The sequence below is a fragment of the Streptomyces sp. NPDC021622 genome (assembly GCF_040640795.1).
Lineage (GTDB): Bacteria > Actinomycetota > Actinomycetes > Streptomycetales > Streptomycetaceae > Streptomyces.
This window is the reverse complement of sequence record NZ_JBFACK010000008.1, coordinates 41,013-63,344: the sequence shown is the minus strand read 5'-3', so window position 1 is coordinate 63,344 and position 22,332 is coordinate 41,013. Positions and strand designations below refer to the sequence as shown.

20 protein-coding genes, 1 tRNA gene and 2 pseudogenes are annotated in these 22,332 nt (G+C 69.5%); 14 read left to right on the top strand and 9 right to left on the bottom strand.

The features are described from left to right. Nucleotides 1-7 precede the first annotated feature (7 nt). Entirely contained in the window at nucleotides 8-580 is a 573-nt protein-coding gene (locus AB0G47_RS17520; protein ID WP_360770155.1) for a TetR/AcrR family transcriptional regulator, read from the bottom strand. Nucleotides 581-682: 102 nt separating this feature from the next. Between AB0G47_RS17520 and AB0G47_RS17515 the strand changes: the two genes are divergently transcribed. Then, the gene (locus tag AB0G47_RS17515) at nucleotides 683-970 is read left to right on the top strand and encodes an antibiotic biosynthesis monooxygenase (protein WP_360770152.1); all 288 of its coding nucleotides are present in this window, start codon (nucleotides 683-685) and stop codon (nucleotides 968-970) included. Between the two features lie 128 nt (nucleotides 971-1,098). Here the strand turns inward: AB0G47_RS17515 and AB0G47_RS17510 are convergent, their stop codons facing one another. Beyond that, nucleotides 1,099-2,106, bottom strand: coding sequence for a sigma-70 family RNA polymerase sigma factor (locus AB0G47_RS17510; RefSeq protein ID WP_360770149.1), 1,008 nt, complete (start codon nucleotides 2,104-2,106; stop codon nucleotides 1,099-1,101). 183 nt (nucleotides 2,107-2,289) lie between these two features. Here AB0G47_RS17510 and AB0G47_RS17505 point away from each other — a divergent pair, with 183 nt between their 5' ends. Both AB0G47_RS17505 and AB0G47_RS17500 read left to right on the top strand, forming a co-directional pair. Beyond that, on the top strand, nucleotides 2,290-2,835 hold the full coding sequence (locus AB0G47_RS17505; protein ID WP_360770147.1) for an N-acetyltransferase family protein: 546 nt from the start codon (nucleotides 2,290-2,292) through the stop codon (nucleotides 2,833-2,835). Between the two features lie 71 nt (nucleotides 2,836-2,906). Then, complete coding sequence (locus AB0G47_RS17500; protein ID WP_360770144.1) at nucleotides 2,907-3,923, top strand: questin oxidase family protein; 1,017 nt, start codon at nucleotides 2,907-2,909, stop codon at nucleotides 3,921-3,923. Nucleotides 3,924-3,975: 52 nt separating this feature from the next. Here the strand turns inward: AB0G47_RS17500 and AB0G47_RS17495 are convergent, their stop codons facing one another. Further along, the gene (locus tag AB0G47_RS17495; protein WP_360770823.1) at nucleotides 3,976-4,737 is read right to left on the bottom strand and encodes a class III extradiol ring-cleavage dioxygenase; all 762 of its coding nucleotides are present in this window, start codon (nucleotides 4,735-4,737) and stop codon (nucleotides 3,976-3,978) included. A gap of 131 nt (nucleotides 4,738-4,868) precedes the next feature. Here AB0G47_RS17495 and AB0G47_RS17490 point away from each other — a divergent pair, with 131 nt between their 5' ends. Then, complete coding sequence (locus AB0G47_RS17490) at nucleotides 4,869-5,396, top strand: MarR family transcriptional regulator (protein ID WP_360770142.1); 528 nt, start codon at nucleotides 4,869-4,871, stop codon at nucleotides 5,394-5,396. Between the two features lie 29 nt (nucleotides 5,397-5,425). On the opposite strand, the gene AB0G47_RS17485 is transcribed toward AB0G47_RS17490, so the two are convergent. Both AB0G47_RS17485 and AB0G47_RS17480 read right to left on the bottom strand, forming a co-directional pair. Beyond that, the gene (locus AB0G47_RS17485; RefSeq protein WP_360770139.1) at nucleotides 5,426-6,949 is read right to left on the bottom strand and encodes an MFS transporter; all 1,524 of its coding nucleotides are present in this window, start codon (nucleotides 6,947-6,949) and stop codon (nucleotides 5,426-5,428) included. Nucleotides 6,950-7,056: 107 nt separating this feature from the next. Further along, nucleotides 7,057-7,716, bottom strand: a complete 660-nt coding sequence (locus tag AB0G47_RS17480; protein ID WP_360770137.1) for a TetR/AcrR family transcriptional regulator — start codon at nucleotides 7,714-7,716, stop codon at nucleotides 7,057-7,059. Between the two features lie 328 nt (nucleotides 7,717-8,044). On the opposite strand from AB0G47_RS17480, the gene AB0G47_RS17475 reads away from it, so the two are divergent. Then, nucleotides 8,045-9,328: a M6 family metalloprotease domain-containing protein gene (locus AB0G47_RS17475; RefSeq protein ID WP_360770135.1), complete on the top strand. Its 1,284-nt coding sequence runs from the start codon at nucleotides 8,045-8,047 to the stop codon at nucleotides 9,326-9,328. 6 nt (nucleotides 9,329-9,334) lie between these two features. On the opposite strand, the gene rho is transcribed toward AB0G47_RS17475, so the two are convergent. Continuing rightward, nucleotides 9,335-10,504, bottom strand: a complete 1,170-nt coding sequence (rho, locus tag AB0G47_RS17470; protein ID WP_360770132.1) for a transcription termination factor Rho — start codon at nucleotides 10,502-10,504, stop codon at nucleotides 9,335-9,337. A gap of 418 nt (nucleotides 10,505-10,922) precedes the next feature. Between rho and AB0G47_RS17465 the strand changes: the two genes are divergently transcribed. The 8 genes and pseudogenes from AB0G47_RS17465 to AB0G47_RS17430 all read left to right on the top strand — a co-directional run bounded on the left by AB0G47_RS17465 (nucleotide 10,923) and on the right by AB0G47_RS17430 (nucleotide 17,362). Then, nucleotides 10,923-11,750 (top strand): 3-hydroxybutyrate dehydrogenase, encoded by an 828-nt coding sequence (locus tag AB0G47_RS17465; protein ID WP_360770130.1) that lies wholly within the window; start codon nucleotides 10,923-10,925, stop codon nucleotides 11,748-11,750. Between the two features lie 56 nt (nucleotides 11,751-11,806). Continuing rightward, the gene (locus AB0G47_RS17460) at nucleotides 11,807-13,216 is read left to right on the top strand and encodes an MFS transporter (protein ID WP_360770127.1); all 1,410 of its coding nucleotides are present in this window, start codon (nucleotides 11,807-11,809) and stop codon (nucleotides 13,214-13,216) included. A 34-nt stretch (nucleotides 13,217-13,250) separates the two neighbouring features. Next, a complete protein-coding gene (locus tag AB0G47_RS17455; RefSeq protein WP_360770124.1) occupies nucleotides 13,251-15,164 on the top strand; it encodes a GAF domain-containing protein in 1,914 nt (637 codons plus the stop codon). 119 nt (nucleotides 15,165-15,283) lie between these two features. After that, complete coding sequence (locus AB0G47_RS17450; protein ID WP_360770121.1) at nucleotides 15,284-15,697, top strand: VOC family protein; 414 nt, start codon at nucleotides 15,284-15,286, stop codon at nucleotides 15,695-15,697. A gap of 34 nt (nucleotides 15,698-15,731) precedes the next feature. Next, nucleotides 15,732-15,956: pseudogene (locus AB0G47_RS17445) on the top strand (AraC family transcriptional regulator); the annotation flags it as partial. Nucleotides 15,957-16,045: 89 nt separating this feature from the next. Continuing rightward, complete coding sequence (locus AB0G47_RS17440) at nucleotides 16,046-16,687, top strand: glyoxalase (protein ID WP_360770118.1); 642 nt, start codon at nucleotides 16,046-16,048, stop codon at nucleotides 16,685-16,687. Between the two features lie 28 nt (nucleotides 16,688-16,715). Then, a complete protein-coding gene (locus tag AB0G47_RS17435) occupies nucleotides 16,716-17,171 on the top strand; it encodes a pyridoxamine 5'-phosphate oxidase family protein (RefSeq protein WP_360770115.1) in 456 nt (151 codons plus the stop codon). Nucleotides 17,172-17,289: 118 nt separating this feature from the next. Beyond that, nucleotides 17,290-17,362 (top strand) — tRNA-Arg (locus AB0G47_RS17430). 623 nt (nucleotides 17,363-17,985) lie between these two features. Here AB0G47_RS17430 and AB0G47_RS17425 read toward each other — a convergent pair. The 3 genes and pseudogenes from AB0G47_RS17425 to AB0G47_RS17415 form a co-directional block, all read right to left on the bottom strand. Beyond that, nucleotides 17,986-18,549, bottom strand: a pseudogene (locus tag AB0G47_RS17425) (recombinase family protein); the annotation flags it as partial. 1,060 nt (nucleotides 18,550-19,609) lie between these two features. Beyond that, nucleotides 19,610-20,053, bottom strand: a complete 444-nt coding sequence (locus tag AB0G47_RS17420; protein WP_360770112.1) for an ATP-binding protein — start codon at nucleotides 20,051-20,053, stop codon at nucleotides 19,610-19,612. 98 nt (nucleotides 20,054-20,151) lie between these two features. Continuing rightward, nucleotides 20,152-20,892 (bottom strand): GntR family transcriptional regulator, encoded by a 741-nt coding sequence (locus AB0G47_RS17415; RefSeq protein ID WP_360770109.1) that lies wholly within the window; start codon nucleotides 20,890-20,892, stop codon nucleotides 20,152-20,154. Nucleotides 20,893-20,973: 81 nt separating this feature from the next. Between AB0G47_RS17415 and AB0G47_RS17410 the strand changes: the two genes are divergently transcribed. Continuing rightward, complete coding sequence (locus tag AB0G47_RS17410; protein WP_360770106.1) at nucleotides 20,974-22,065, top strand: DUF1152 domain-containing protein; 1,092 nt, start codon at nucleotides 20,974-20,976, stop codon at nucleotides 22,063-22,065. Nucleotides 22,066-22,332 lie beyond the last annotated feature (267 nt).

Genomic DNA, 22,332 nt, shown 5'->3' with positions numbered 1-22,332 from the left:
GGCGCTGTCATCCCTCGGAGTTGCCGTGCGGGAGGTCGAGGATGATGTCGGCGGCGCGGGCGATGACCTGGGTGCGGGTGCCTGCCGGGTGGTCGGCGGCGAGGAAGTGACTGCCGATGGCGGTGCAGAAGGCGAGCAGGGCGCGGGCCTCGACCTCTTCGGGGTCGGCGCAGAAGGTGCTGATCGCGTCGCGCGCCAGCTGGATGCGTTCGTTGTCCACGCGGCGCAGGCGGGCGGCGACGGCGGGGTCGCGACGGGCCCATTCGCGGATGGCCAGGTCGATACGGAGCAGCCGGCCGCCGGAGAAGGTGAGCTGTCCGGCCAGGCGGACCTTGTCGCGTGCGTCGCCGCCCTCCCGCTCGACCCGGTCGATGACGTCGTCGACGCTCTCGCGCTCCCAGGTGTCGAGCATCTCGGTCAGCAGTGCGTCGCGGTCGGCGAAGTAGCCGTAGAAGCCGCCCTTGGTCACCCCGAGCGCCTTGGCGAGCGCCTCGATCCGCACCGCGTCCACACCGCCCGCGGCCAGCGCCCGCAGCCCCTCCTCGATCCACTGCTCCCGCGGCGTGCGCAACGCGCCCATCTGTGGCCCACCTCACCGTCGAAGACCTGTTGTACGAAGCCGTACAACGGGCCTAGCCTCACCTTGTACGGAATCGTATAACTCCGTCGAGAGGGGCACGTCATGTCATTCGGCTTCGTCGCCTTCCACTACCCGGCTCCCGAACACGTCGACGCGTTCGTCGCCGAGTGCCACCAGGTCGCCGACGCGATGCGGAACCAGCCGGGCTTCGAGTCGGTCGGGGTCTGGGTCACCCCGGACGGCGAGGCGGTCGTCACCACCGGCGCGTTCGAGTCCGAGGAGGCCTTCCGGGCCACGGCCGACCTCGCCCGCGAGATGGACGCGACGCCTGACGGCCAGAGCAACCTGGAGATCAGGCCCCGAGAGGTCCACTTCCTGATGTCGCGCTAGCGGTCTTGGTGAGGCGGGACCGGTGGGACCACCGGGCAATCGGGCGGGTGGGCGGGAAAAGAAGTGAGCCCCGATGCCGGGGGATGGCACCGGGGCTCAGCTATAGGGGACGGCTAAAGGCGGGCCGCCTAGGCCGCCGCGTCGAAGCCCGTGTCCCGCGCCAGCTTCTTCAGCTCCAGCAGCGCATGCTTCTCGATCTGCCGGATCCGCTCACGCGTCAGACCATGCTGCTTGCCGACCTCCGTCAGCGTCCGCTCGCGGCCGTCCTCGATGCCGTACCGCATCTTGATGATGGAGGCCGTGCGCTGGTCGAGGCGGCCGATCAGGTCGTCCAGCTCCTCACTGCGCAGCAGCGTCAGGACGGACTGCTCGGGCGAGACCGCGGAGGTGTCCTCGAGGAGGTCGCCGAACTGGGTGTCGCCGTCGTCGTCCACGCCCATGTTCAGCGAGACCGGGTCGCGGGCCCAGTCCAGGACGTCGATGACCCGCGCCGGGGTGGAGTCGAGCTCGGCTGCGACCTCCTCGGGCTCCGGGTCACGGCCGTTCTTACGGTTGAACTCGCGCTGGACGCGACGGATCCGCCCCAGCTCCTCCACCAGGTGGACGGGGAGCCGGATGGTGCGCGACTGGTCGGCTATGGAGCGGGTGATGGCCTGGCGGATCCACCACGTGGCGTACGTGGAGAACTTGAAGCCCTTGGCGTAGTCGAACTTCTCGACCGCGCGCACCAGGCCCGCGTTCCCCTCCTGGATCAGGTCGAGCAGAGGGAGGCCGCTGCGCGGGTAGCGCCGCGCCACGGCGACGACGAGCCGCAGGTTCGACCGGATGAAGACGTCCTTCGCGCGCTCGCCGTCGGCGACCAGCGCCTCCAGCTCGTCGCGGGACGCGGCCGCGCCCGCGACGGAGTCCTCGACGTCCCCGTCGAGTATCTTTCGCGCGTAGACACCCGCCTCGATGATCTGGGACAGCTCGACTTCCTTGGCGGCGTCGAGCAGCGGCGTACGCGCGATCTCGTCGAGGTACATGCCGACCAGGTCGCGGTCGGCGATCTCCCCGCCTACGGCGCGAACACTGCGTGCCGCGTCGGTCTCGCCGGTGGAGGCGGACTTACGACGGGCGACGGCACGGGTTGCCATGCGTGCTCCCTTGCGTGTGGAGGTCCTGGTCGGCCCTTTCACGGGCCTCTGTGGTGGAAACCACACCCTTCCGGGTGCCCTGCTTCCGATGGAAACAACGACTGGAATCCGGACAGAATTCCCAAGCCGCACATCTATTTTCGCGACGTTGCAGTACCCTGTGCCGCCACAAAGGGAGGCCGGATGCCGTCGGAACGTACAGAGGTGCAGGTCAGGCCGGGCACGGAGGCCGACCTCGCGGCCCTGACCGACATCTACAACCACTACGTACGTGAGACGGCGATCACATTTGACACGGCCGTCTTCCTGCCAGAAGAGCGCCGCCCTTGGCTGCTCTCCCACCCTGAAGACGGCCCCCACCGCCTGATGGTTGCCCAGGAGCGGGGTTCGGGCCGTGTGCTCGGATACGCGACCAGCAGTCCCTTCCGGCCGAAGGCCGCGTACGCCACTTCTGTAGAAGTCAGCGTCTACTGCGCTCCGGACACCGGCGGCCGCGGCATCGGCACACTGCTGTACAAGGCGCTCTTCGAGGCCTTGGAGAGCGAGGCCGCGACTCATGACAACCTGCACCGCGCGTACGCCGGGATCGCGCAGCCCAACGACGCCTCGCACCGCCTCCACGAACGCTTCGGCTTCCGGCACGTCGGCACGTACCGGGAGGTGGGCCGGAAGTTCGGCCGCTACTGGGACGTCGCCTGGTACGAGCGCCCCCTCGGCCCGCAGTCCTAGCGGGGACCTAGGTCCCGGCCTAGGCCGCAAGCCCGTTACGCCCCGCTGAACAACCCACTTAGCGTGCCTCCATGGACGACACAGGCACCCTCGACGAAGCCCTCCAGCGGCTGCACGCCTCCGGGCCCGAGCGGCTCGGGCGGCTCACCAACCACGCGCCGATGGCCGTCGAGGCGCTCGCCGCGCACGGGCGGTCCGGCGCGGTCCACCGCTGGCTGGAGCTGTACGCGCCGAAGCTGGAGGAGTTCCCCGGCACGGTCGAGAGGGTCACCGGCGACAACTGGCGCGAGGCCCTCGGTGATCCGCGCCGGGCGGCGGACTGGATCGCGTACTTCGGCAGGGAGACCGGCGAACGCCCCTGGCGCGACGTGCTCGCCGAGTGGTGGCCGCGGCTGCTGCCCGGGATGTACGGCGGCTCCACGCACCCGGTGATCCGCGTCGGCCACGCCGTGCGCACCCTGCTGGCCGGCGACGAGACCGAACCCCGCGTCGCCGAACTCGCCCATGGCCTCGGCTACTGGGCCGCCCGCCACCATCCCGTCTCCGGGGTGACACCGCTCCCCGGTGCCGAGAGCGCGGCCGCCGCTCTGGATGCCGTGCCACCCATCGCGGACCGGGCGGAGGGCAACTTCCCGGCCCGCCTCGGCCGGGTCGGGGCACTGCCGGTGTGGGCCACCTCGGTGGACGCCCCGGAGGAAGCCCGGCGCAGGCTGACCGAGCTGGTGCAGGCGGCCACCCATCGGTACGCCACGCACGGCCACGGCGAGGAGACGATGCTGGTCCACGCGGCGACGGCGCCCAACGCCGTGCTGCGCACCCTGCCTGCGCTGCCGCGCGCCTTGTGGGTGCCGAGCCTGCACGCGGCCTGGACCGCTTCGGCCGCCGTGACCGCGATGTACGCCCCCGACGCCCCGGTCGCGTACACCGCACCCGGCACCTTCGCCCCCGAGGAGGTCTTCGAGCGGGCCCTCGCGCACGGCGACGAGCACGTCATCAAGTTCACGGACACGGCACTGGACGTGGGCGACGAGGGTGCCTTGGCGGCGGCCTTGCGGGCGATAGAGCTCAGCGAGCCACTGGCCCCGTAAGGGGCGCGGGGAACTGCGCGACCAGCCACGAAGCACCCGCAGAAAAAGGCGATCAGCCGAACTGCACCGACCTCTTCGCCAACCCCATCCAGAACCCGTCGATCACACTCCGCTGCCCGCCCAGGTCACCCGCAGCCTCCGCCACCCCCAGCGTCACGAACAGCGGAGCGAAATGCTCCGTACGCGGATGTGCCAGCTGCCCCGCCGGGGACTTGTGCTCGAAGTCGAGAAGACCGTCCACGTCCCCCGCCTCAAGAGCCTCGTGCCCCCACGCGTCGAACTCCGCCGACCAGGACGGAATGCCGCCCTGCCGCAGCGCCGCCAGGTTGTGCGTGAAGAAGCCGCTGCCGACGATCAGCACGCCCTCGTCCCGCAGCGGCGCCAGCCTGCGGCCGATGTCCATCAGGCGCTGCGGGTCGAGCGTGGGCATGGAGATCTGGAGGACGGGGATGTCCGCGTCGGGGTACATCTCGACGAGCGGGACATACGCTCCGTGGTCGAGCCCGCGGTCCGGGATGTCCTGCACCGGCATGCCCGCCCCGCGCAGCAATGTGCGTACGGAATCGGCCAGTTGAGGGGCGCCGGGAGCGGCGTACGTCACCTGGTAGTAATGCTCGGGGAAGCCCCAGAAGTCGTAGACGAGCGGCACCGTCTCGGTGGCGCCGAGGGCGAGCGGGGCCTCCTCCCAGTGGGCGGAGACCATCAGGATGGCCTTGGGGCGCGGCAGGCCGGCCGACCAGGCCTTCAGCTCGTCCGGCCAGACGGCGTCGTCGGCGAGCGGCGGCGCGCCGTGGCTGAGGTACAGGGCGGGCATGCGCTCCTGGGTTTCGGTCATGACGGCGCCTCCGAGAACGTACCGGGAAGTTTTACTTTAACTCTCAAGCTTCCCGCTCGATGATGACCCTACCCCCATATTGTTCAACCTTCAAGAAAGGGCTGCGTACAGTGGAGTACATGGACACGGCACCCACTTCTCCTCCGGACGAGGAACCGCGCTGGCTCGACGACGACGAGCAGCGCACCTGGCTCGCGTATCTGCACGCCACCACGCTCCTGGAGGATCACCTCGATCGCCAGTTGCAGCGTGACGCGGGCATGCCGCACATCTACTACGGCCTGCTCGTCCAATTGTCCGTCGCGCCCCGGCGCCGGCTGCGGATGACCGAGCTCGCACGGAACACCAAGATCACCCGGTCCCGGCTCTCGCACGCGATCGCGCGCCTGGAGAAGAACGGCTGGGTGCGCCGCGAGGACTGCCCGTCCGACAAGCGCGGCCAGTTCGCGATCCTCACCGACGACGGGTACGAGGTGCTGCGCAGGACCGCGCCGGGCCACGTCTCCGCCGTGCGCCAGGCCCTCTTCGACCGGCTCAGCCCGGAACAGCAGAAGTCCCTCGGCGAGATCATGTCGATCATCGCCGAGGGACTTCTCGAGCCCAAGGAGGCCGGGGCCGACCTTCCCTGGCTCCGCTAGGTCCTACCTACGCGTGGAACAAGCGGGGGTCAGTGCGCGACCACCGGGATGCGCACCTCGTCCTCCTTGCCGACACCGCCGGCACCCTCACCGTCGCCCGAAGCGGCCTGAGCGCCGCTCTGGGCACCGGTGTTGATGAACGCGAAGGCGATCGCGGCGGAGACCACCAGGATGCCGACCGCCCACCAGATGGCGCTGGTGTAGCCCTCGACCATGGCCTGCGCCTGGAGCAGCTTCTGCGCCGCCGGAGTCGTCGCGCCCGCCGCGTGCGAGGTGATGTACGCGGTGGTGGCGGATGCGGCGATGGTGTTCAGGAGGGCCGTGCCGATGGCGCCGCCGACCTGCTGCGAGGTGTTGACCATCGCGGAGGCGACACCGGCGTCACGCGCCTCGACACCGTGCGTGGCGAGCGACATGGCCGGCATGAACGCCGTACCCATGCCGAGGCCCAGCATCAGCTGCGCGGGCATGATCAGACCGGCGTACGAGGAACTGACCTCGAGCTGCGTCAGGAGCAGCATGCCGACGGCCGCGAGCAGGAAGCCCGGACCCATCAGGAGCCGCGGCGGGACGCGGGTCATCAGGCGGGCGCCGATCTGCGTGGAGCCCGCGATCATGCCGACGATCATCGGCAGGAACGCGAAGCCGGTCTTCACCGGCGAGTAGCCCTGGACGATCTGCAGGTAGTACGTGAGGAACAGGAACAGGCCGAACATCGAGATGACCGCGAGGCCGAGCGACAGGTAGACGCCGCCGCGGTTGCGCTCGGTCAGGACGCGCAGCGGGAGCAGCGGCGACTTGACCTTGGCCTCGGTGAGGACGAACGCGGCGAGCAGCACCGCGGACGCGACGAACATGCCGATGGTCAGGGAGTCCGACCAGCCGGCCGACTCGGCGCGGGTGAAGCCGTAGACGAGCGCGACCAGACCGAGGGTGGAGAGGACCACGCCCGGGATGTCGAGCGGCGAGCGGTTGCGGCCGCCGGCCGGCTCACGGATGACGAAGTAGGCGCCGAGCGCGGCGACCACCGCGAACGGGATGTTCACGAAGAACGTCCAGCGCCAGTTCAGGTACTCGGTGAGGAAGCCGCCGAGGATCAGGCCCACGGCGCCGCCGCCACCGGCGATCGCGCCGTAGATGCCGAACGCCTTGGCGCGCTCCTTGGCGTCGGTGAACATCACCGCGAGCAGCGAGAGGGCGGCGGGCGCGAGCAGCGCGCCGAACACACCCTGCAGGGCGCGGGCGCCCAGCATCATGGCCTCGCCCGTCGCGGCGCCGCCGAGCGCGGAGGCCGCGGCGAAGCCGATCAGGCCGGTCACGAAGGTGTTCTTGCGGCCCCAGAGGTCGGCGATGCGGCCACCGAAGAGCAGCAGTCCGCCGAAGGCCAGGGCGTAGGCCGTGATGACCCACTGGCGGTTGCCGTCCGATATGCCCAGGTCCTGCTGGGCGGAGGGCAGCGCGATGTTCACGATGGTCGCGTCGAGCACGACCATCAGCTGCGCGAGCGCGATGAATATCAGCGCTTTCCAGCGCCTCGGATCTGTTTCTGACATGGGGATAGCCACCTAGCGGTACGAGAGTGAAAAAGAGACGTAACGAAAAGCGTGAAGCTGAAGCGGTGTGCGAGGGGCGAGGTGCGAGGTACGACGTCAGGCGGAGCTCATGATTGGCGGAGGTCCTCCAAGGTCGCCGCCTCACCGGGCAGCTCGGAGCGTGCCGGAGCCATCAGGCCGTCCATGAACAGCTGCAGATGGCGGTGGACGAAGCGGTCCATGTTCAGGCATGCGGTGCCGGGCAGGGGCCGGGTGAGCTGGGAGAGGGCGACCATCAGGTCTCCGACGGCGATGTCGGTGCGCAGCTGCCCCGCCGCGCGTGCCCGCTCCATGAGCCCGTCGATCGCGGCCTCAAGCCGGTCGCGGGCGTCGATCAGGTCAGGGTGCTCGGGGTCGAACGCCTCCTGGAGCATCGGGCACAGCGCGCCGATCCGCTCGTCGGCGGCGGCGTGCACGAACTCGCGCAGGGCGTCGAAGGCCGCGCCTTCCCCCTCGGCCTCCGTCCGGGCGTGGGCACGATCGGCGTGCTCCGCGACGCGGTCGGTCACCAAGAGGACGACCTGGTGGACCAGTTCGGCGCGGTCGGCGAAGTGCCGGTAGACCGTGGCGTTGCCCACGCCGGCGCGGCGCGCGACCTCGTCGAGCGGCACATCGGCACCGAACTCGACGAACATCTCGCGTGCGGCGGCGACGATCCGCTCCCGGTTGCGCAGGGCGTCGGCCCGGGGCCGGGTGACCTTGCGCTGCGGAGCGGTGGCGGTGTCCACGGAAAGCACTCCCCTCTCTGCGGCCAAACCGCCGCCGCTCTCGCGGAGGTGGTTCTCGCCGTTTCGGTTGCTCAATTGATGATTGCGGTGGTTCGCCCGGCACAACCGGGGAGCTGCTCCCCGTTTCGCTCGGACACAGGTCTAAACGGGGAAGGACTCCCCGGATATTTCCCGCCGCCCGACTTTCTTCCTGTGACCTGGGTCACACCGTCGTGAGCGAGAAACCCACGATCGGTCGCGCCCAGCGAGCGCCCGCGCGGACCCCGGCACAGGGTGATCGAACAGGGTGCAGCCAGGACCGGGGGCTGCCGCGACGGGAGGGCCATGTATGCAGCAGCCGACCTGGAGCCGGATACGCGGAGCCCGGCGCGGAGCGGCACTCGCGGCCTGCGCGGCACTCGCCCTCACGGTCACCACGTCGGCGAGCACGGGCCGGCTGATGGAGGACTCCCCCACGGCCGCGGGCCCCACGTCCCTGGCCCGCGCGACCGAACTCGGCCCCTGCATGATCAACGGGACGATGGGCGTGCAGATGTCGGAGGGCGTGCCCACGCCCGCCGGGTACTCGCGCTCCACGGGCACCGTCCGGGCCCTGAACCTGATGATCGACTTCTCCGACGCCCCCGGCGACGGCACCGCCATGGAGCGCCTCGCGGAGTTCTTCCCGCAGACCTCGGAGTGGTTCCGCACCAGCTCCTACGGGCGGCTCGACTACCGCCCCGAGTCCCCCGTGCCCGACTGGCTGCGGATGCCGAAGACCTTCAAGGAGTACGGGATAGAGCGCGGCGCACCCTTCGATCCGGGGTACCGCGAGCTCGTCAAGGACATCGTGGCGGCCGCCGACGCGGATGTGGACTTCCGCGAGTACGACCTGGTGAACATCCTCATCACGCCGAACGCGGGCCCTTCAGCGCTCGACACGGTCCTCTCGGTGACGTTCGCGGGCAACACCGAGGCGCCCGTCGCCGACGGGGTGGCGGTGGCCAACGCGTCGTTCATCTACAGCCGCCAGGACGACGGCTCGGGCAGCTACCTCGAGACCGGATACCGCGTGCTCCCGCACGAGAACGGCCACACCTTCGGCCTGCCCGACCTCTATACGCAGGAGGGCGGCGGCGCGGTCGGCCACTGGGACATCATGAGCGAGGACTGGGGCGCCAACAACGACCTGCTGGCCTGGCACAAATGGAAGCTCGGCTGGCTCGACGACGACCAGATCAGCTGCGCGTCCAACTCGGGGACGACCGAGCACACACTGACCCCGCTGGCCGAGCACGGCGGCACCAAGCTCGCCTTCGTGCCGATGGACGAGAGGACGGGGTACGCGATCGAGGTCCGTACCCAGGGGGGCAACGACGAGGCGGTCTGCAAGCCCGGCGTACTGGTCTACCAGGTGAACGCGGAGATCGACACGGGCCACGGCCCGGTCACCGTCTCCGACTCGACGAAGGACAGCGGCGGCTGCACACGGCGGCCGAACGTCCACGCGGAGCTCTCCGACGCGCCGTACGGGCCGGGGCAGACGTTCGTGGACGACACGGCGAACGTCCGCGTCACGGTGGCGGGCGTCGACAAGGACGGCAGCTACCGGGTGCACGTCACGCGCCCGTGAGGCTGCTCAACTCCCGTTGTTCTTCGCGGTGTTGGCGCCCGGCACGGTCTGCTGAACCTGCCGCAGGAAGGCGGCGTTGCTAGGCGTCTTGCGCATGCGGTCGAGCAGCGCCTCCAGGTTGCTCTGCGCGTCCCGCCCGTGCAGGGCACGGCGCAGTCCGCGTACGGCGGTCAACTCGTCGGCGGCCACGAGCAGTTCGTCACGGCGCGTACCGGACGGAGTGACGTCGACGGCAGGGAAGACCCGCCGCTCGGCCATGCCGCGGTCGAGGCGGAGCTCCATGTTGCCGGTGCCCTTGAGCTCCTCGAAGTAGTAGTCGTCGGCGCGCGATCCGGTCTCCACGAGCACGGTGGCGAGCATGGTCAGCGACCCGCCCTCCTCCGCGAGCCGCGCGGCGCCGAAGAGCCGCTTGGGGCCCTGGATGGCGGCGGCGTCGACACCTCCGGAGAGGGTGCGGCCGCCGCTGGACGCGGCGTTGTTGTACGCGCGGCAGAGCCGCGTCAGCGAGTCGAAGAGCATGACGACGTCCCTGCCCTCCTCGGTCAGCCGCTTGGCGCGCTCGACGGCGAGTTCGGCCAGCGCGATGTGCTCCTTGGCGGGCCGGTCGAAGGTCGACGCGAGCACTTCGCCGCGTACGGACCGCTTCATGTCCGTGACCTCTTCGGGCCGCTCGTCGAGGAGTACGACCATGAGGTGCGCCTCCGGGTGGTTCGCGCTGACGGCGGCGGCGATCTGCTGCAGCAGGACCGTCTTTCCGGTCCTCGGCGGCGCGACGATCAGGCCGCGCTGCCCCTTGCCGACCGGTGCGACGAGATCGACGAGCCGGGTCGCGACGGACCCTCCCGCGGTCTCCAGACGGAGCCGCTCGCGGGGGTGCAGCGGGGTGAGGTCCCCGAACCGCGCCCGCCTGCGCAGCGCTTCGGCGGAGTGGCCGTTGACCCGGTGGACGTCGGTGAGCGTGCGGGGCCGTGCGCACTCGCCCTCGACGAGGTCGCCGGGGCGAAGGCCGAGGCGGCGGATCAGGGCTGCGGGGACCTGCACGTCGCCCGGGGTGGGAAGGCAGTCGCCGGTACGGAGGTGACCGGTGCCGCCGTGGGCGAGGTCGAGGATGCCGGAGGCGGCCTTGACGGGAGTCGGGGTGGTTGTCTTTTCCTGGGTGATCGTTGCGGTGGTCATGATGGGTTCCTTTCGCCGACATGCGAATAAGGGGCCCGGCGGGACGGTGTGATCACGTCCCGTACGACGGGCGGAAATCCCGTACGACGGATGGAGAACCCGTACGACGGGCGGAGAGAAAGTGGCCTCCGAGGAGGCGGAAGAGAGGAAATCAGCACCGGCGCCGCAGAGAGGCGGCGTTCACACGTGCTGTTCGCAAGGTAGCACAGCCATCGGGGCAACGAGTGTGACGTACGCAGCACGCAGAAGCTCGCGTGCACGTGGGCGGACGGCGGCACGGACGCGGACGGCGGCACGGACCGGTTCGCGCGGACGCGTCCGGTGCAACTCCCGCACTGCCACTCCACATGAGAGCGGCCTTAGTTGTGTGGGTTCCACACATGGGAAGGTCTCACGCGGCGCCCTTACGTTTCCGGCCATGACGAGCAGCGTTAAGGGAAGCGACCCCGCCGGAGCAGGCATCACTCCGGCCGGAGCCGGCATCACTCCCGCCGGAGCCGGCACCGATCTGACCGGACGTACCGCCCTGGTCACCGGCGGCGGCAGCGGCATCGGGCGCGCCTGTGCCGTGGCCCTCGCCGACGCCGGTGCCTTCGTCCACGTCGTCGACGTGGACGCGGAGTCGGCCAAGGCGGTCGCCGAGACGGTCGGCGGCGAACCCCACGTCGCCGACCTCGCCGACCCCCACGCGGTGCGGGCCCTGCCCGCGGCCGTCGACGTCCTCGTCAACAGCGCCGGGCTCCAACACGTCGCGCCCATCGAGGAGTTCCCCCCGGAACGGTTCGACCTGATCCAGCGGGTCATGGTCACCGCGCCGTTCCTGCTCCTGCGCAGGACCCTGCCCCACATGTACGCGCACGGCTGGGGCCGCGTCGTGAACATCTCCAGCGTGCACGGCCTGCGGGCCAGCCCCTTCAAGTCCGCCTACGTCGCGGCCAAGCACGCCCTGGAGGGCCTGAGCAAGGTCACCGCCCTGGAGGGCGCCGCCCACGGGGTCACCAGCAACTGCGTCAACCCCGGCTATGCCCGCACCCCGCTCGTCGAGCGCCAGATCAGTGCGCAGGCCGCCGCGCACGGCATCCCCGAGGAGCAGGTCCTCACCGACGTACTGCTGCGGCGTTCGGCGGTTCAACGGCTCATCGAACCCGCGGAGATCGCCGCCGCCGCGCTCTGGCTCTGCGGCCCGCACAGCGGCTTCGTGACCGGCGCCTCGCTCCCCCTGGACGGCGGCTGGACCGCCGGATAGCTCTCGCTCGCCCCACCCACGTCCCCATAGAGCCTCTCCAGAGAACGGATCAAGCCATGGCAGCAACGCCGCATGCCCAGGGCAAGGACCCGGCCGACGCCGACCGGGCGCCGAAGAAGCCCGGCATCGCCCGCATCATCAGCGCGAGCCTGATCGGCACCACCATCGAGTGGTACGACTTCTTCCTCTACGGCTCGGCCGCCGCGCTCGTCTTCAACACCCTCTTCTTCCCGACGAGCGACCCCCTGGTCGGCACGCTCCTCGCGTTCCTCACGTACGCAGTCGGCTTCGCCGCGCGGCCGCTCGGCGGTGTCGTCTTCGGCCACTACGGCGACAAGATCGGCCGCAAGAAGCTGCTGGTCCTCAGCCTGCTGATGATGGGCGGCGCGACCTTCGCGATGGGCCTGCTGCCCACGCACGCGACCCTCGGCGTGGGCGCCCCGATCCTCCTCACGGTCCTCCGCCTGGTCCAGGGCTTCGCGCTCGGCGGCGAGTGGGGTGGTGCCGTGCTCATCGTCTCCGAGCACGGCGACGACAAGAACCGCGGCTTCTGGGCCTCCTGGCCGCAGGCCGGCGCACCGGGCGGCAACCTGCTCGCCACCGGTGTCCTGGCGCTGCTCGCCGCCGTCCAGTCGGAGGAGGCGTTCCTGGCATGGGGCTGGCGGATCCCGTTCCTGCTCTCCGGCGTACTGGTGATCATCGGCCTGTGGATCAGGGTCTCGGTGTCGGAATCCCCCCTCTTCCTGGAGGCACAGGCGAAGGCCGCCGCCTCGGCCTCGGGGGAATCTGCCAAGCAGGAGGCCCCGGTCGTCGAGGTGTTCCGGAGCAACTGGCGCGGCGTCCTGACCGCCATCGGCACCCGGCTCGGCGAGAACGTCTCGTACTACATCCTCACGGCCTTCGTCCTCGTCTACGTCACCGTGCATCTGGAACTGCCCAAGAGCACCGCCCTGAACGCCGTACTCATCGGCTCGGCCGTGCACTTCGTGACGATCCCTCTCTGGGGCGCCCTCTCCGACCGCATCGGCCGCAGGCCCGTCACCCTGATCGGCTCCATCGGCATGGCGGCGTGGGCCTTCGCCTTCTTCGCGCTCGTGGACAGCAAGTCCTTCGCCGTGATCACCCTGGCGGTCACGATCGGCCTGCTCTTCCACGGCGCGATGTACGGGCCGCAGGCCGCGTTCATCTCCGAGATGTTCGATACGAGGGTGCGCTACTCGGGGGCGTCGATGGGCTCGCAGCTGGCGTCCATCATCGGCGGGGCGCTGGCGCCGATCATCGCCGTGGAGCTCCTCAAGGACTACGACTCCGCGACGCCGGTCGCCCTGTACGTCTGTGTCACGGTGGTCATCACGACGCTGACGGTCCTGGCGGCCAAGGAAACCCGGGGCCGCTCCCTGGCCCATCAGACCGCGTCTCCCGAGGCCTCCTCCCCCAAGTCCCCCTCGGCGACAATCGGAACCTGACCCCGCGCATCCCGCTCCCGGAGGCGATCCCCGTATGCCCCGTCCCGCAGACACCGCCCGCCGGGAGCACACGGCGTCCGCCCTCTGCGAGCTCCTCGATCTGCTGGCCAGTGACGCCCCCGCCGAGCACTTCGCGCGGCCTGCCGCCGCCGCCCGCGCGGCCGGGGCCACGGCTGCCGACCTCGGTGCCATCGACGAGGCCACGCAGACCGCGCTGCGGGTGCGGCGCACCCTGAACCAGCACCAGCGCAGGGAGGCCGAGCTGACCGCCCTGTTCGACACCGCGGGCGACCTCGCGGCGCTGCGTGACCTGGACGCGGTGCTCCGCGCCATCGTGCACCGGGCCAAGCTGCTGCTCCGTACCGACGTCGCGTATCTGTCCCTCAACGACGACGCGGCGGGCGACACGTACATGCGGGTGACCGACGGCTCCGTGTCCGCCGCGTTCCAGAACCTGCGCCTCGGCATGGGCGAGGGGCTCGGCGGCCTCGTCGCCCAGACCGCCCGCCCCTACGCCACCGGCGACTACGAGGTCGACCCCCGCTTCCAGCACACCACCACCATCGACAGCGCCGTACTGGAGGAAGGCCTGCACGCCATCCTCGGCGTACCGCTGCGGCAGGGCACCCATGTCATCGGCGTGCTCTTCGCCGCCGACCGCACCGCCCGCGCCTTCACGCCCGACGAGGGCGCCCTGCTCTCCTCGCTCGCCGACCACGCGGCCATCGCCATCGACAGCGCACGCCGGATGGAGGAGACCAGGGCCGCGCTCGTCGATCTGAACGCGGCATCGCAGACCATCCGCGCGCACAGCGAGGCCCTGCGCCGTGCCGAGGACGCGCACGACCGCCTGACCGATCTCGTCCTGCGCGGCGGCGACTTCACGGAGGTCGCCACCGCCATCGGCGCGCTCCTGCGCGGCGGCACCCTCATCCACGACGCGGACGGCACGGAACTGGCACGGGTCGACGCCACGCCCCGTACACCGCCGGCCAAGGCCGTCGCCGCCTCGCGCGCCAGCGGCCGTGCGGTGCCGCAGGACGGCACCTGGGTGTGCGCGGTCCTCGCGGGCCCGGAGCTGCTCGGCAGCATCGCCCTGACCGACCGGTCCGACCTGGGCGAGGCGGACCGTCGCCTCTTCGAACGCGCGGGCGTGGTCACCGCCCTCCTCCTTCTCCTTCGCCGCTCGGCGGCCGAGGCCGAGGACCGCGTACGCGGCGAGCTGCTCGGCGACCTGCTGTCCCTCACCGGCACTCCGGGGCGCCTGACCGCGCGGGCCCGCAAACTGAACGTCGACCTGGCCCTCCCCCACTCGGTGTTCGTCGCCCACGGCGAGTCGACGCCCCGGCAGTCCCTGCTCAACGCGGCGGCGCGCGCGGCCCGCGCCCGCCAGGGCCTGTCCGGCCTGCACCACGACCACGTGGTGCTTGTACTCCCCACCACCGACACGGCCTCCTGCGCCCGCGCACTCTCCGCCGACCTGACCCACACCACCGGATCCCCGGTGACGGTCGGCGCCGCGGGCCCCGCCACCGGCCCGGCAGCCCTAGCCCAGGCCCACACCGAGGCCTTGCGCTGCCTCTCGGCCCTGCGCGCCCTGGGCCACACGGGCCAGGGCGCGGATCTGCCGGACCTCGGCTTCCTGGGCGTACTCCTAGGCGACGACACGGACCTGGACTCCTACGTACGCCGCACACTGGGCCCGGTCCTGGACTACGACGCCAAGCGCGGCACAGAACTGATCCACACCCTGCGGGCCTACTTCGCCGCGGGCGCGAGCCAGTCCAAGGCGAAGGAAGCCCTGCACGTCCACGTGAACACGGTGGTCCAACGCCTGGACCGGATAGCCCAATTGCTGGGCCCCGACTGGCAGTCCCCCGAGCGCTCCCTGGAGATCCAACTGGCACTGCGGCTGCACGCGGTGAGCGGAGGAGGCAGCAACACCTGACGGAATCACGGCCTACGGAACTACGGAACTACGGAACTACCGAATCACCGTCTACGCCTACCCGAACGGATCAGGATTCAAGAAGCCCCGCTCACCGGGCCGCCGCTAACGTTCCAGCCATGGACATCACCATTCACACGACGGCCCTCCCGCACGACGACCCGGACGCGTCAGTGGCCTTCTACCGCGACGCCCTCGGCTTCGAGGTCCGCAGCGACGTCGGTCAGGGCAAGATGCGCTGGATCACGGTCGGCCCCGTCGACCAGCCCGGCACGTCCATCCTCCTGGCGCCGCCGGCCGCCGACCCCGGGATCACCGAGGACGAGCGCCGCACCATCACCGAGATGATGGCCAAGGGCACCTACGGCTGGATCCTGCTGGCCACCCGGGACCTCGACGGCACCTTCGCGAAGGTCCAGGCGGCTGCGAACGCCGAGGTGGTCCAGGAACCGACCGAGCAGCCGTACGGCGTACGCGACTGCGCCTTCCGCGACCCGGCGGGCAACATGATCCGCATCCAAGAACTCCGCTGACCGATCTGGCCGACCGATCTGAAGGGGGTCCTCCATGTGCCACCCCGCATGGTCACGCGAACGCACCGCCGCGCAACATCTCAGCGACCTGGCCCGCCTGCGCCGCGTACGCGACCGGATCGACCGCGACTACACACAGCCCCTGAACATCGAGGCGCTGGCGCACGAAGCGAACATGCCGCCCGGGCACCTGAGCCGCCAGTTCCACCTCGCCTACGGCCAGTCGCCGTACGCGTACGTGATGAGCCGACGCAGAGAACACGAGCACGCGAAGGGGACCGGAAGCACGCACACACCGGTCAGGATTCGAGAAGCCCCGGCACCCACGCCGGCTCTAGCGTGACGGACATGAACTCCATCGAATCCGTCACCCTGGAGGTGGCCGACCTGACGGCCGCCACCGCCTTCTACACAGCCTTCGGCCTGGCCACGCACATAGCCCTGCGCCCGGCCTCCGAGGCACCGACAACCGGCTTCCGCGGTTTCTCCCTCTCCCTCACGACGTCCCAGCCGGCCGACGTACGGGCCCTGATAACCGCCGCCCTCGACGCCGGCGCCACCCCGCTGAAGCCCGCCGCGAAGTCCTTCTGGGGCTACGGCGGCGTAGTGCAAGCTCCCGACGGAACGATCTGGAAGATCGCCACGTCATCCAAGAAGGACACCGCCCCGGCCGCCCGGAAGTTCAACGAGATGGTGCTCCTGCTGGGAGCCACGGACGTGCTGGAGAGCAAGCAGTTCTACATCACCCACGGCCTCTCCGTGACAAAGAGCTTCGGCCGCAAGTACGTGGAGTTCGCGACCGGTTCAAGCCCCGTCAAGCTGGCCCTGTACGGACGCCGGGCCCTGGCGAAGGACGTGGGTGTCCCGGCGGACGGCACAGGCTCGCACCGCGTAGTACTGGGCAGCATTCCCGACGAGACGACGGGACCGTTCACAGACCCGGACGGTTTCACCTGGGAGCCCGCACCGTCCCTGACCCCGACCAACTGACGCCAATTTCGCGACGGAAGGACAGCGCATGGCAGCCGTACCGCCACGTGGGCTCGAGGAGAGACTGCGGGACACCCGCGCAAGGCTGGAGAGCGACGTGGACCTCTGGGTGGCGACGCCGGGCTCCCCAGACGGTGTCCACCTCATCCCACTCTCATACCTCTGGGACGGAACCACGTTCCTCATCTCAACGCCCCGCGCCTCAATCACCGCCCGAAACCTCCTCGCGGACGGCGGAGTACGGCTGGGCATCGGCCCGACCCGAGACGTCGTGATCGTGGACGGCACGGCAGAGCCGGTGGACGTCGCCGACCTCGCCCCGGAAACAGGCGACGCGTTCGCGGTCAAGACAGGCTTCGACCCCCGCAAGCTCGACGACCCGTACCAGTACGTCCTGATCCGCCCACGCCGCATCCAGGCCTGGCGAGAGGCGAACGAACTGCAGGGCAGAGACCTGATGCGAGACGGCCACTGGCTCACCTGACGCCGGGGCCGGACGCCTACGACTACGGCCTCCCTAACCGGGGCGCACCCGCACAGCACGATCCGCTAGGCTGTCACCGGTCAGTGGGCTAACCAAGCAAGATCACCCACAGACCCCCGCCTTCGTAGCTCAGGGGATAGAGCACCGCTCTCCTAAAGCGGGTGTCGCAGGTTCGAATCCTGCCGGGGGCACGGACAGCATCCGTACGGCCTGTACGGGATGCACTGCTTGAGCAAGGGCCCGCGACCGGGTTGGTCGCGGGCCCTTGCGCGTGCCGGGGTGCTGCGGCGCTGGTGATCGTCTCCGCTGCGCTACTAATCTCCGGGAGCCGGTCGGCGGGCAGCTTGATGCTGAGGGTGACGTCGTCGCTGTTGGCGTGCAGGCGGATGGTGAGTTGGGTGATCTCGTACAGCTTCCTCTGGAGGCGCTCGGGGGCGTGGGCAAGGTTGAGCGCTAGATACGGCAGCGCGTCGAGGAGGTCGGCGGTCTGTGCCGTCGGCTGCTCGGGCTCAGCGGCGTCGGCCGCGTCCAGGGCGTCGACAGCGGCGAGGGCGGCCCTGCGCTGGGACTCAAGATCGTTGTATGTCTGCCGGAGGCCGCGAGTGAAGGGGTCGCTCGGCTCCGCGTCCTGGGCCTGGCGGAGGACATTGCTCTGGCGGCGCGCGATGTCGTCAAGGGTGCGCTGATGACGCTCCCGCTCGGTCTCGCGCTCCTGCACCGCGCGTACGTCCGCGTCACGCAGGTCAGCAGCCAGGAGTGCCCGGCGCTGCGGGCCGAAGACGCGATCGGCAAAGAAGGCCCCGATGGCCTCAAGAAGATCGGACTCGTTGATGTAGAGGGTCTTGGGGTGCCCGGAGTAGACGTCCGGGCGGCCACGGTTGTTGGCCCGGGGCCAGCACGTGTAGTAGGTCGTCCGATGCCGGTGATTACCGAACAGGCGGCGCCCGCAGGCACAGTGGATCATTCCGCGCAGTACGTAGGTGCGGCGCGTGGCGGGGTGCATGTTGAGCGCGTTGCCATCGCGGGACCCGCGCTTGGCCTGGCGGCGGGCGGCCAGCTCGTCGAACATCCACTTCGGGATCAGCGGCTCGTGCACGGGTTCCTGCGACCACACCCACAGCTGGGGATCATTAACCGCCCCGCGGCGGGAACGCGTCGCACGTCGATTGAAGACCTGATAGCCGGTGTACTTCGGGTTGCGCAGCAGGTCGCAGACGGTGGACTTGCTCCATGCCCCGCGCGCCCGCGCGCTGCCGCCGGGCGGGGTGGGCGGCGGGTACCGATCCGGGTCGCCGTTGAGCCGATCCACGATCGTGGAGTATCCGATGCCCTCGTGATAGCGCCACAACGCCATCTGCGTGACCGTCTCCGCCTTCACCCCGTCCGGCTCCAGCCTGCTCTTGGTCGCGCCTCTGGCGGCCTTGGCCGGGTTGGGGTGGCGGTAAGCCTTTGCCCTGTAGCCGTAGGGCGGCGTCCCGATGTTCCAGCCTTCGCGTACGTGGGTGCAGAGCCCGCCCCACGAGGTCTCCAGCGCATTGAAGACCTCGTACTCGGCAACGGACTGATTGATCCGCCGCTGCAAGATCTGCTGAGCACGCCCACCGTCGAGCTTGATCGGCTCGTTCCAGGGAAGAGCGGCACCCCGGCGTGCTCCAACTCCCGCTCTACGGACAGGTTCTCGTACATGCGGCGGGCAACGCGGGAGGTGCTCTCGCAGATGACGGCATCGAAGCGACGGTCGGGACGGGCAGCCTCGGCGAGCAGGTCGACGATGCCGCCGTCGCGAGCGATAGGAATCCCGAAACGCTCGAAGTCCCTACCCCGACTCCGTTCGCTGAGCTCTTTACGCCCGGACTCGACATCGTAGAAATGACAGACGATGGCCCAGGCCTCAGGAAGCGCGGCCTTGCAGCGGTCCCACTGACGCAGGAGCGACTGCCGCGGATCCTGCTGATCCTCGGTCGAGGTGCCCCCCCACCCATGCCACCCTCACTTCGCCGTGGAGCAGGGCGAGAGGCACACCGAAGGGGGAGACGGAGAGATCAGACAGGGCGGGCGCGGAAGGGACACCGCCGCTGCCGAGGTCCCTCATTGTCATCATGACGCCTCCTCATCGGAGGGAGGCCTGACCTTGCTGGAGCCGACGACGGCCCAGGCAAGGAGGGAGTGGATTGAATCCGCCAGCTGACGGCGCAGACGGGCGCCTTCGCTGCCATCCACGCGGGTCACGTAACCGGAGTACGTACGCTCTTGGCCGCGATCCGCAGCGGGTCGGTAGCACCAAGGCTGCTGACCAGATTCACGATCGGGGCGTTCGGGGTCGATGTCCACGACTGCTCCAGCCCAGGGGGTGTGAGTCCTGCTGACACCCCAAGAGGCCGGATCCCGGACTTGTTTTCGACACGCTGCCCCACACGTAGTAGGCCCTTAGCAGTCTCTTAGCCAGGCTTGAAGGCGCGATGCATGACGAACACAACAGCCGTCCCACCATGGCGACTTGGGCCAGACCACCACTCATCTGCCAGCGCGTCGACAAGAAGCAAGCCGCGCCCGTGAGCCTCCGTAACACGAGGCCAGCGCAGGCGAACATGGGCGGGACAGCCGGGATTGTGTACGTCCACGCGCAGCGCTTCACCTAAGCGGTACCAGCGCACGCGCACCCGCCAGGGCTCGTCCGCTTCCCCGTAGAGGATGGCGTTGGTGACCAGCTCCGAGACCATCAGTACGCAGTCATCGATGGAGCAGCCGAGCTGGTGCGGCTCGGTGAACTTCCGGAACCAGCGACGAGCCCGCCCCACCGACTCCGGGACGGGATAGAGGACCATCCCGCCGAGAGGTTCGAGTAGGGCGTCGTCGCCGGAGTTGCAGTCGGTGCGCGTCATTGCGCTTCCCCTTCCGGTAAGTGGCTAAGGCCACTTACCGGATAGTGGCATTGGCCACTTCGAGCCGCAAGGGCTTCCGGGGAAGCGACGCCCGCCACTCACCCCAACGGGTAACCCTGCTCGAACGCCCAGCGCCCTGGCGGATACACGGCCTCCGCGAACTCCAGTGGACGGTCCTGCAGGTCGTACACGACGTGGTGAACTACCAAGACCGCCGCGGGCAGTTCGAGCCCAAGATCGTCACCCTCCTCCTCGGTGGCTAGCCGAGCGCAGACACGATCTTCGCCATAGCTGCCACGCCGACCGGTGACTTCCTCGACGTACATGACCGTCCCTTCACGGATCCGCTCGGGCTCGACGAGCTTGGGTGCCCTGCGCCCCAGCTCGCCCGGGAACCAGGAGGTGGACACCTCGACGGGACCGTCTCCCGAGTTGGTCACCCGCCGCCGCTGAACTGCCATGCGATCCTTGCCAAGTTCAAGCACCTCGGCCACATGATCGGGTGCCTCGGCGTACCCGGCCGACGCGATGACCGCGTACTCCCCCGGCCCATAGATCCGCCCCGTCTGCCGCGCCCGCCCATACCGCTCGCGAGCCCGCCGGTGCACTTGCTGATCACGTACGTACGTCCCCGACCCCTGCCGCTTCTCGACAAGCCCCTGATGCCGAAGCGCCTCCAAGGCGCGGGCACTGGTCGGCCGGGAAACGTTCCAATCAGCAGCCAACTGCCGCTCAGACGGCACCTCTTCACCAGCCTGCAGATCCCCACGCAGGATCTGATCGCGAATGAACTGGGCGATCTGCAGGTACTTGGGCAAGGCCTCAGCGATCTCGGGCACGCGACATTCCCTTCACCGACTGGCTAATACCAGTGGCCACTATAGGTGTGCACGCGCGAGGCGGCCCCCTACCCTGTTCACGTGAAACGGCTCATTGTGGCGGCCGGAGGCGGCGGCGACGCGGTAGCGGCGGCGATGCTGCACGCCGCGATCTACAGCGAGGACAAGACGCCGGCGCTGATCCTGACGTACTCCTGGGACCGCCTGATCGTCGACCCGGTACCGGGCCCCCGCTCCCCCGCCGACTTCATCGGCCTGCGCCAACTCACCCCACACGTCTGGGCGGTCCCCAGCAGCGCAACCTTGAAGCCACCACACGCAGCAACACTCCCCCGCCTCGCAGCCGAACTCCCCCACACCTTCGCCCTGATCGACCCGTACGCCGGAGCGGCAGGCATAACCCGCCAACTCAACGAACTGATCGCCCACTTCACCCCAGAGTCGATCGACCTCCTGGACGTCGGCGGCGACATCCTGGCCCACGGCGACGAACCCACCCTGCGCAGCCCGTTGGCGGACGCCCTCACCCTGGCCGCCTGTGCCCGCGCCGAGGCACCCGTACGCCTCCTCGTGGCAGGCCCCGGACTCGACGGTGAGCTCCCCACCGACATCCTGCGCCCACGCCTCGGCCCCCTGATCACGACCTTCACGCCCGAGCACGCCCAAGCCGTCATCTCGGTACTCAATTGGCACCCCTCCGAAGCAACGGCCCTCCTCGCCGCCACCGCCTTGGGCGCTCAAGGCCTCTGCGAGGTCCGCGACGCCGGGCTCACAGTCCCTCTCACCGTCGAAGGCCCCACCGTCCATCAAGTCGACCTGGCAGCCGCGTTCTCCGTCAACCACCTCGCCCAAGCCGTCACCGACACAACCACGCTCGACGAGGCGGAAGAACGCTGCCGCACCGTCTGCGGCACCTCCGAGATCGACTACGAACGCGCCAAGGCACAACGACGGAGCCAGCAACAGACGAACCCTGCCGTCCCGCACGACCTTCTGACTCAGATCAAGGCCTTCGAACAAGCTGCCGCAACACGAGGAATCACATACACAACCGCCCGCCGCCTCGCCGAGGCCCTGGAACTCCCCAATGAAGCGCTCCAGCACCTCACCCACCTCAACGCCGCGCGCACCGGCCGCCTCCCTACATCTGTGTGGAAGCTTCACCACAGGTGAGTTGCCAGATGCGCAGGCAGGGCCAGCACGGGCCTGACCTGTGCAGAGCCCTTCAACAGGGGGCTGCCGCTCTAGTGGGAGGACCGGTAGGTACCCCACTTGGAAGGGTGAAAGGGAGAGCCATTTTCTGCTGCATGTACTGATGAAGGGGCGGACACAGCGATCATCGCCGATCTGAGTGATTGAACTTCCCCTGCACCCATCAAGGCGGCTCGCTCCGCTCCACCTGGCGGGCTTCCCGGCTCCGATGGGGCTGCCGCCCCTAAC

Excerpts from the sequence above, each read along its gene's own strand:
- AB0G47_RS17485 (WP_360770139.1), bottom strand. The coding sequence starts at position 6,949 with ATGTCAGAAACAGATCCGAGGCGCTGGAAAGCGCTGATATTCATCGCG.
- AB0G47_RS17510 (WP_360770149.1), bottom strand. The coding sequence starts at position 2,106 with ATGGCAACCCGTGCCGTCGCCCGTCGTAAGTCCGCCTCCACCGGCGAG.
- AB0G47_RS17520 (WP_360770155.1), bottom strand. The coding sequence starts at position 580 with ATGGGCGCGTTGCGCACGCCGCGGGAGCAGTGGATCGAGGAGGGGCTG.
- AB0G47_RS17475 (WP_360770135.1), top strand. The coding sequence starts at position 8,045 with ATGCAGCAGCCGACCTGGAGCCGGATACGCGGAGCCCGGCGCGGAGCG.
- AB0G47_RS17420 (WP_360770112.1), bottom strand. The coding sequence starts at position 20,053 with ATGACGCGCACCGACTGCAACTCCGGCGACGACGCCCTACTCGAACCT.
- AB0G47_RS17495 (WP_360770823.1), bottom strand. The coding sequence starts at position 4,737 with ATGCCCGCCCTGTACCTCAGCCACGGCGCGCCGCCGCTCGCCGACGAC.
- AB0G47_RS17515 (WP_360770152.1), top strand. The coding sequence starts at position 683 with ATGTCATTCGGCTTCGTCGCCTTCCACTACCCGGCTCCCGAACACGTC.
- AB0G47_RS17455 (WP_360770124.1), top strand. The coding sequence starts at position 13,251 with ATGCCCCGTCCCGCAGACACCGCCCGCCGGGAGCACACGGCGTCCGCC.
- rho (WP_360770132.1), bottom strand. The coding sequence starts at position 10,504 with ATGACCACCGCAACGATCACCCAGGAAAAGACAACCACCCCGACTCCC.
- AB0G47_RS17460 (WP_360770127.1), top strand. The coding sequence starts at position 11,807 with ATGGCAGCAACGCCGCATGCCCAGGGCAAGGACCCGGCCGACGCCGAC.
- AB0G47_RS17440 (WP_360770118.1), top strand. The coding sequence starts at position 16,046 with ATGAACTCCATCGAATCCGTCACCCTGGAGGTGGCCGACCTGACGGCC.
- AB0G47_RS17450 (WP_360770121.1), top strand. The coding sequence starts at position 15,284 with ATGGACATCACCATTCACACGACGGCCCTCCCGCACGACGACCCGGAC.
- AB0G47_RS17500 (WP_360770144.1), top strand. The coding sequence starts at position 2,907 with ATGGACGACACAGGCACCCTCGACGAAGCCCTCCAGCGGCTGCACGCC.
- AB0G47_RS17435 (WP_360770115.1), top strand. The coding sequence starts at position 16,716 with ATGGCAGCCGTACCGCCACGTGGGCTCGAGGAGAGACTGCGGGACACC.
- AB0G47_RS17505 (WP_360770147.1), top strand. The coding sequence starts at position 2,290 with ATGCCGTCGGAACGTACAGAGGTGCAGGTCAGGCCGGGCACGGAGGCC.
- AB0G47_RS17465 (WP_360770130.1), top strand. The coding sequence starts at position 10,923 with ATGACGAGCAGCGTTAAGGGAAGCGACCCCGCCGGAGCAGGCATCACT.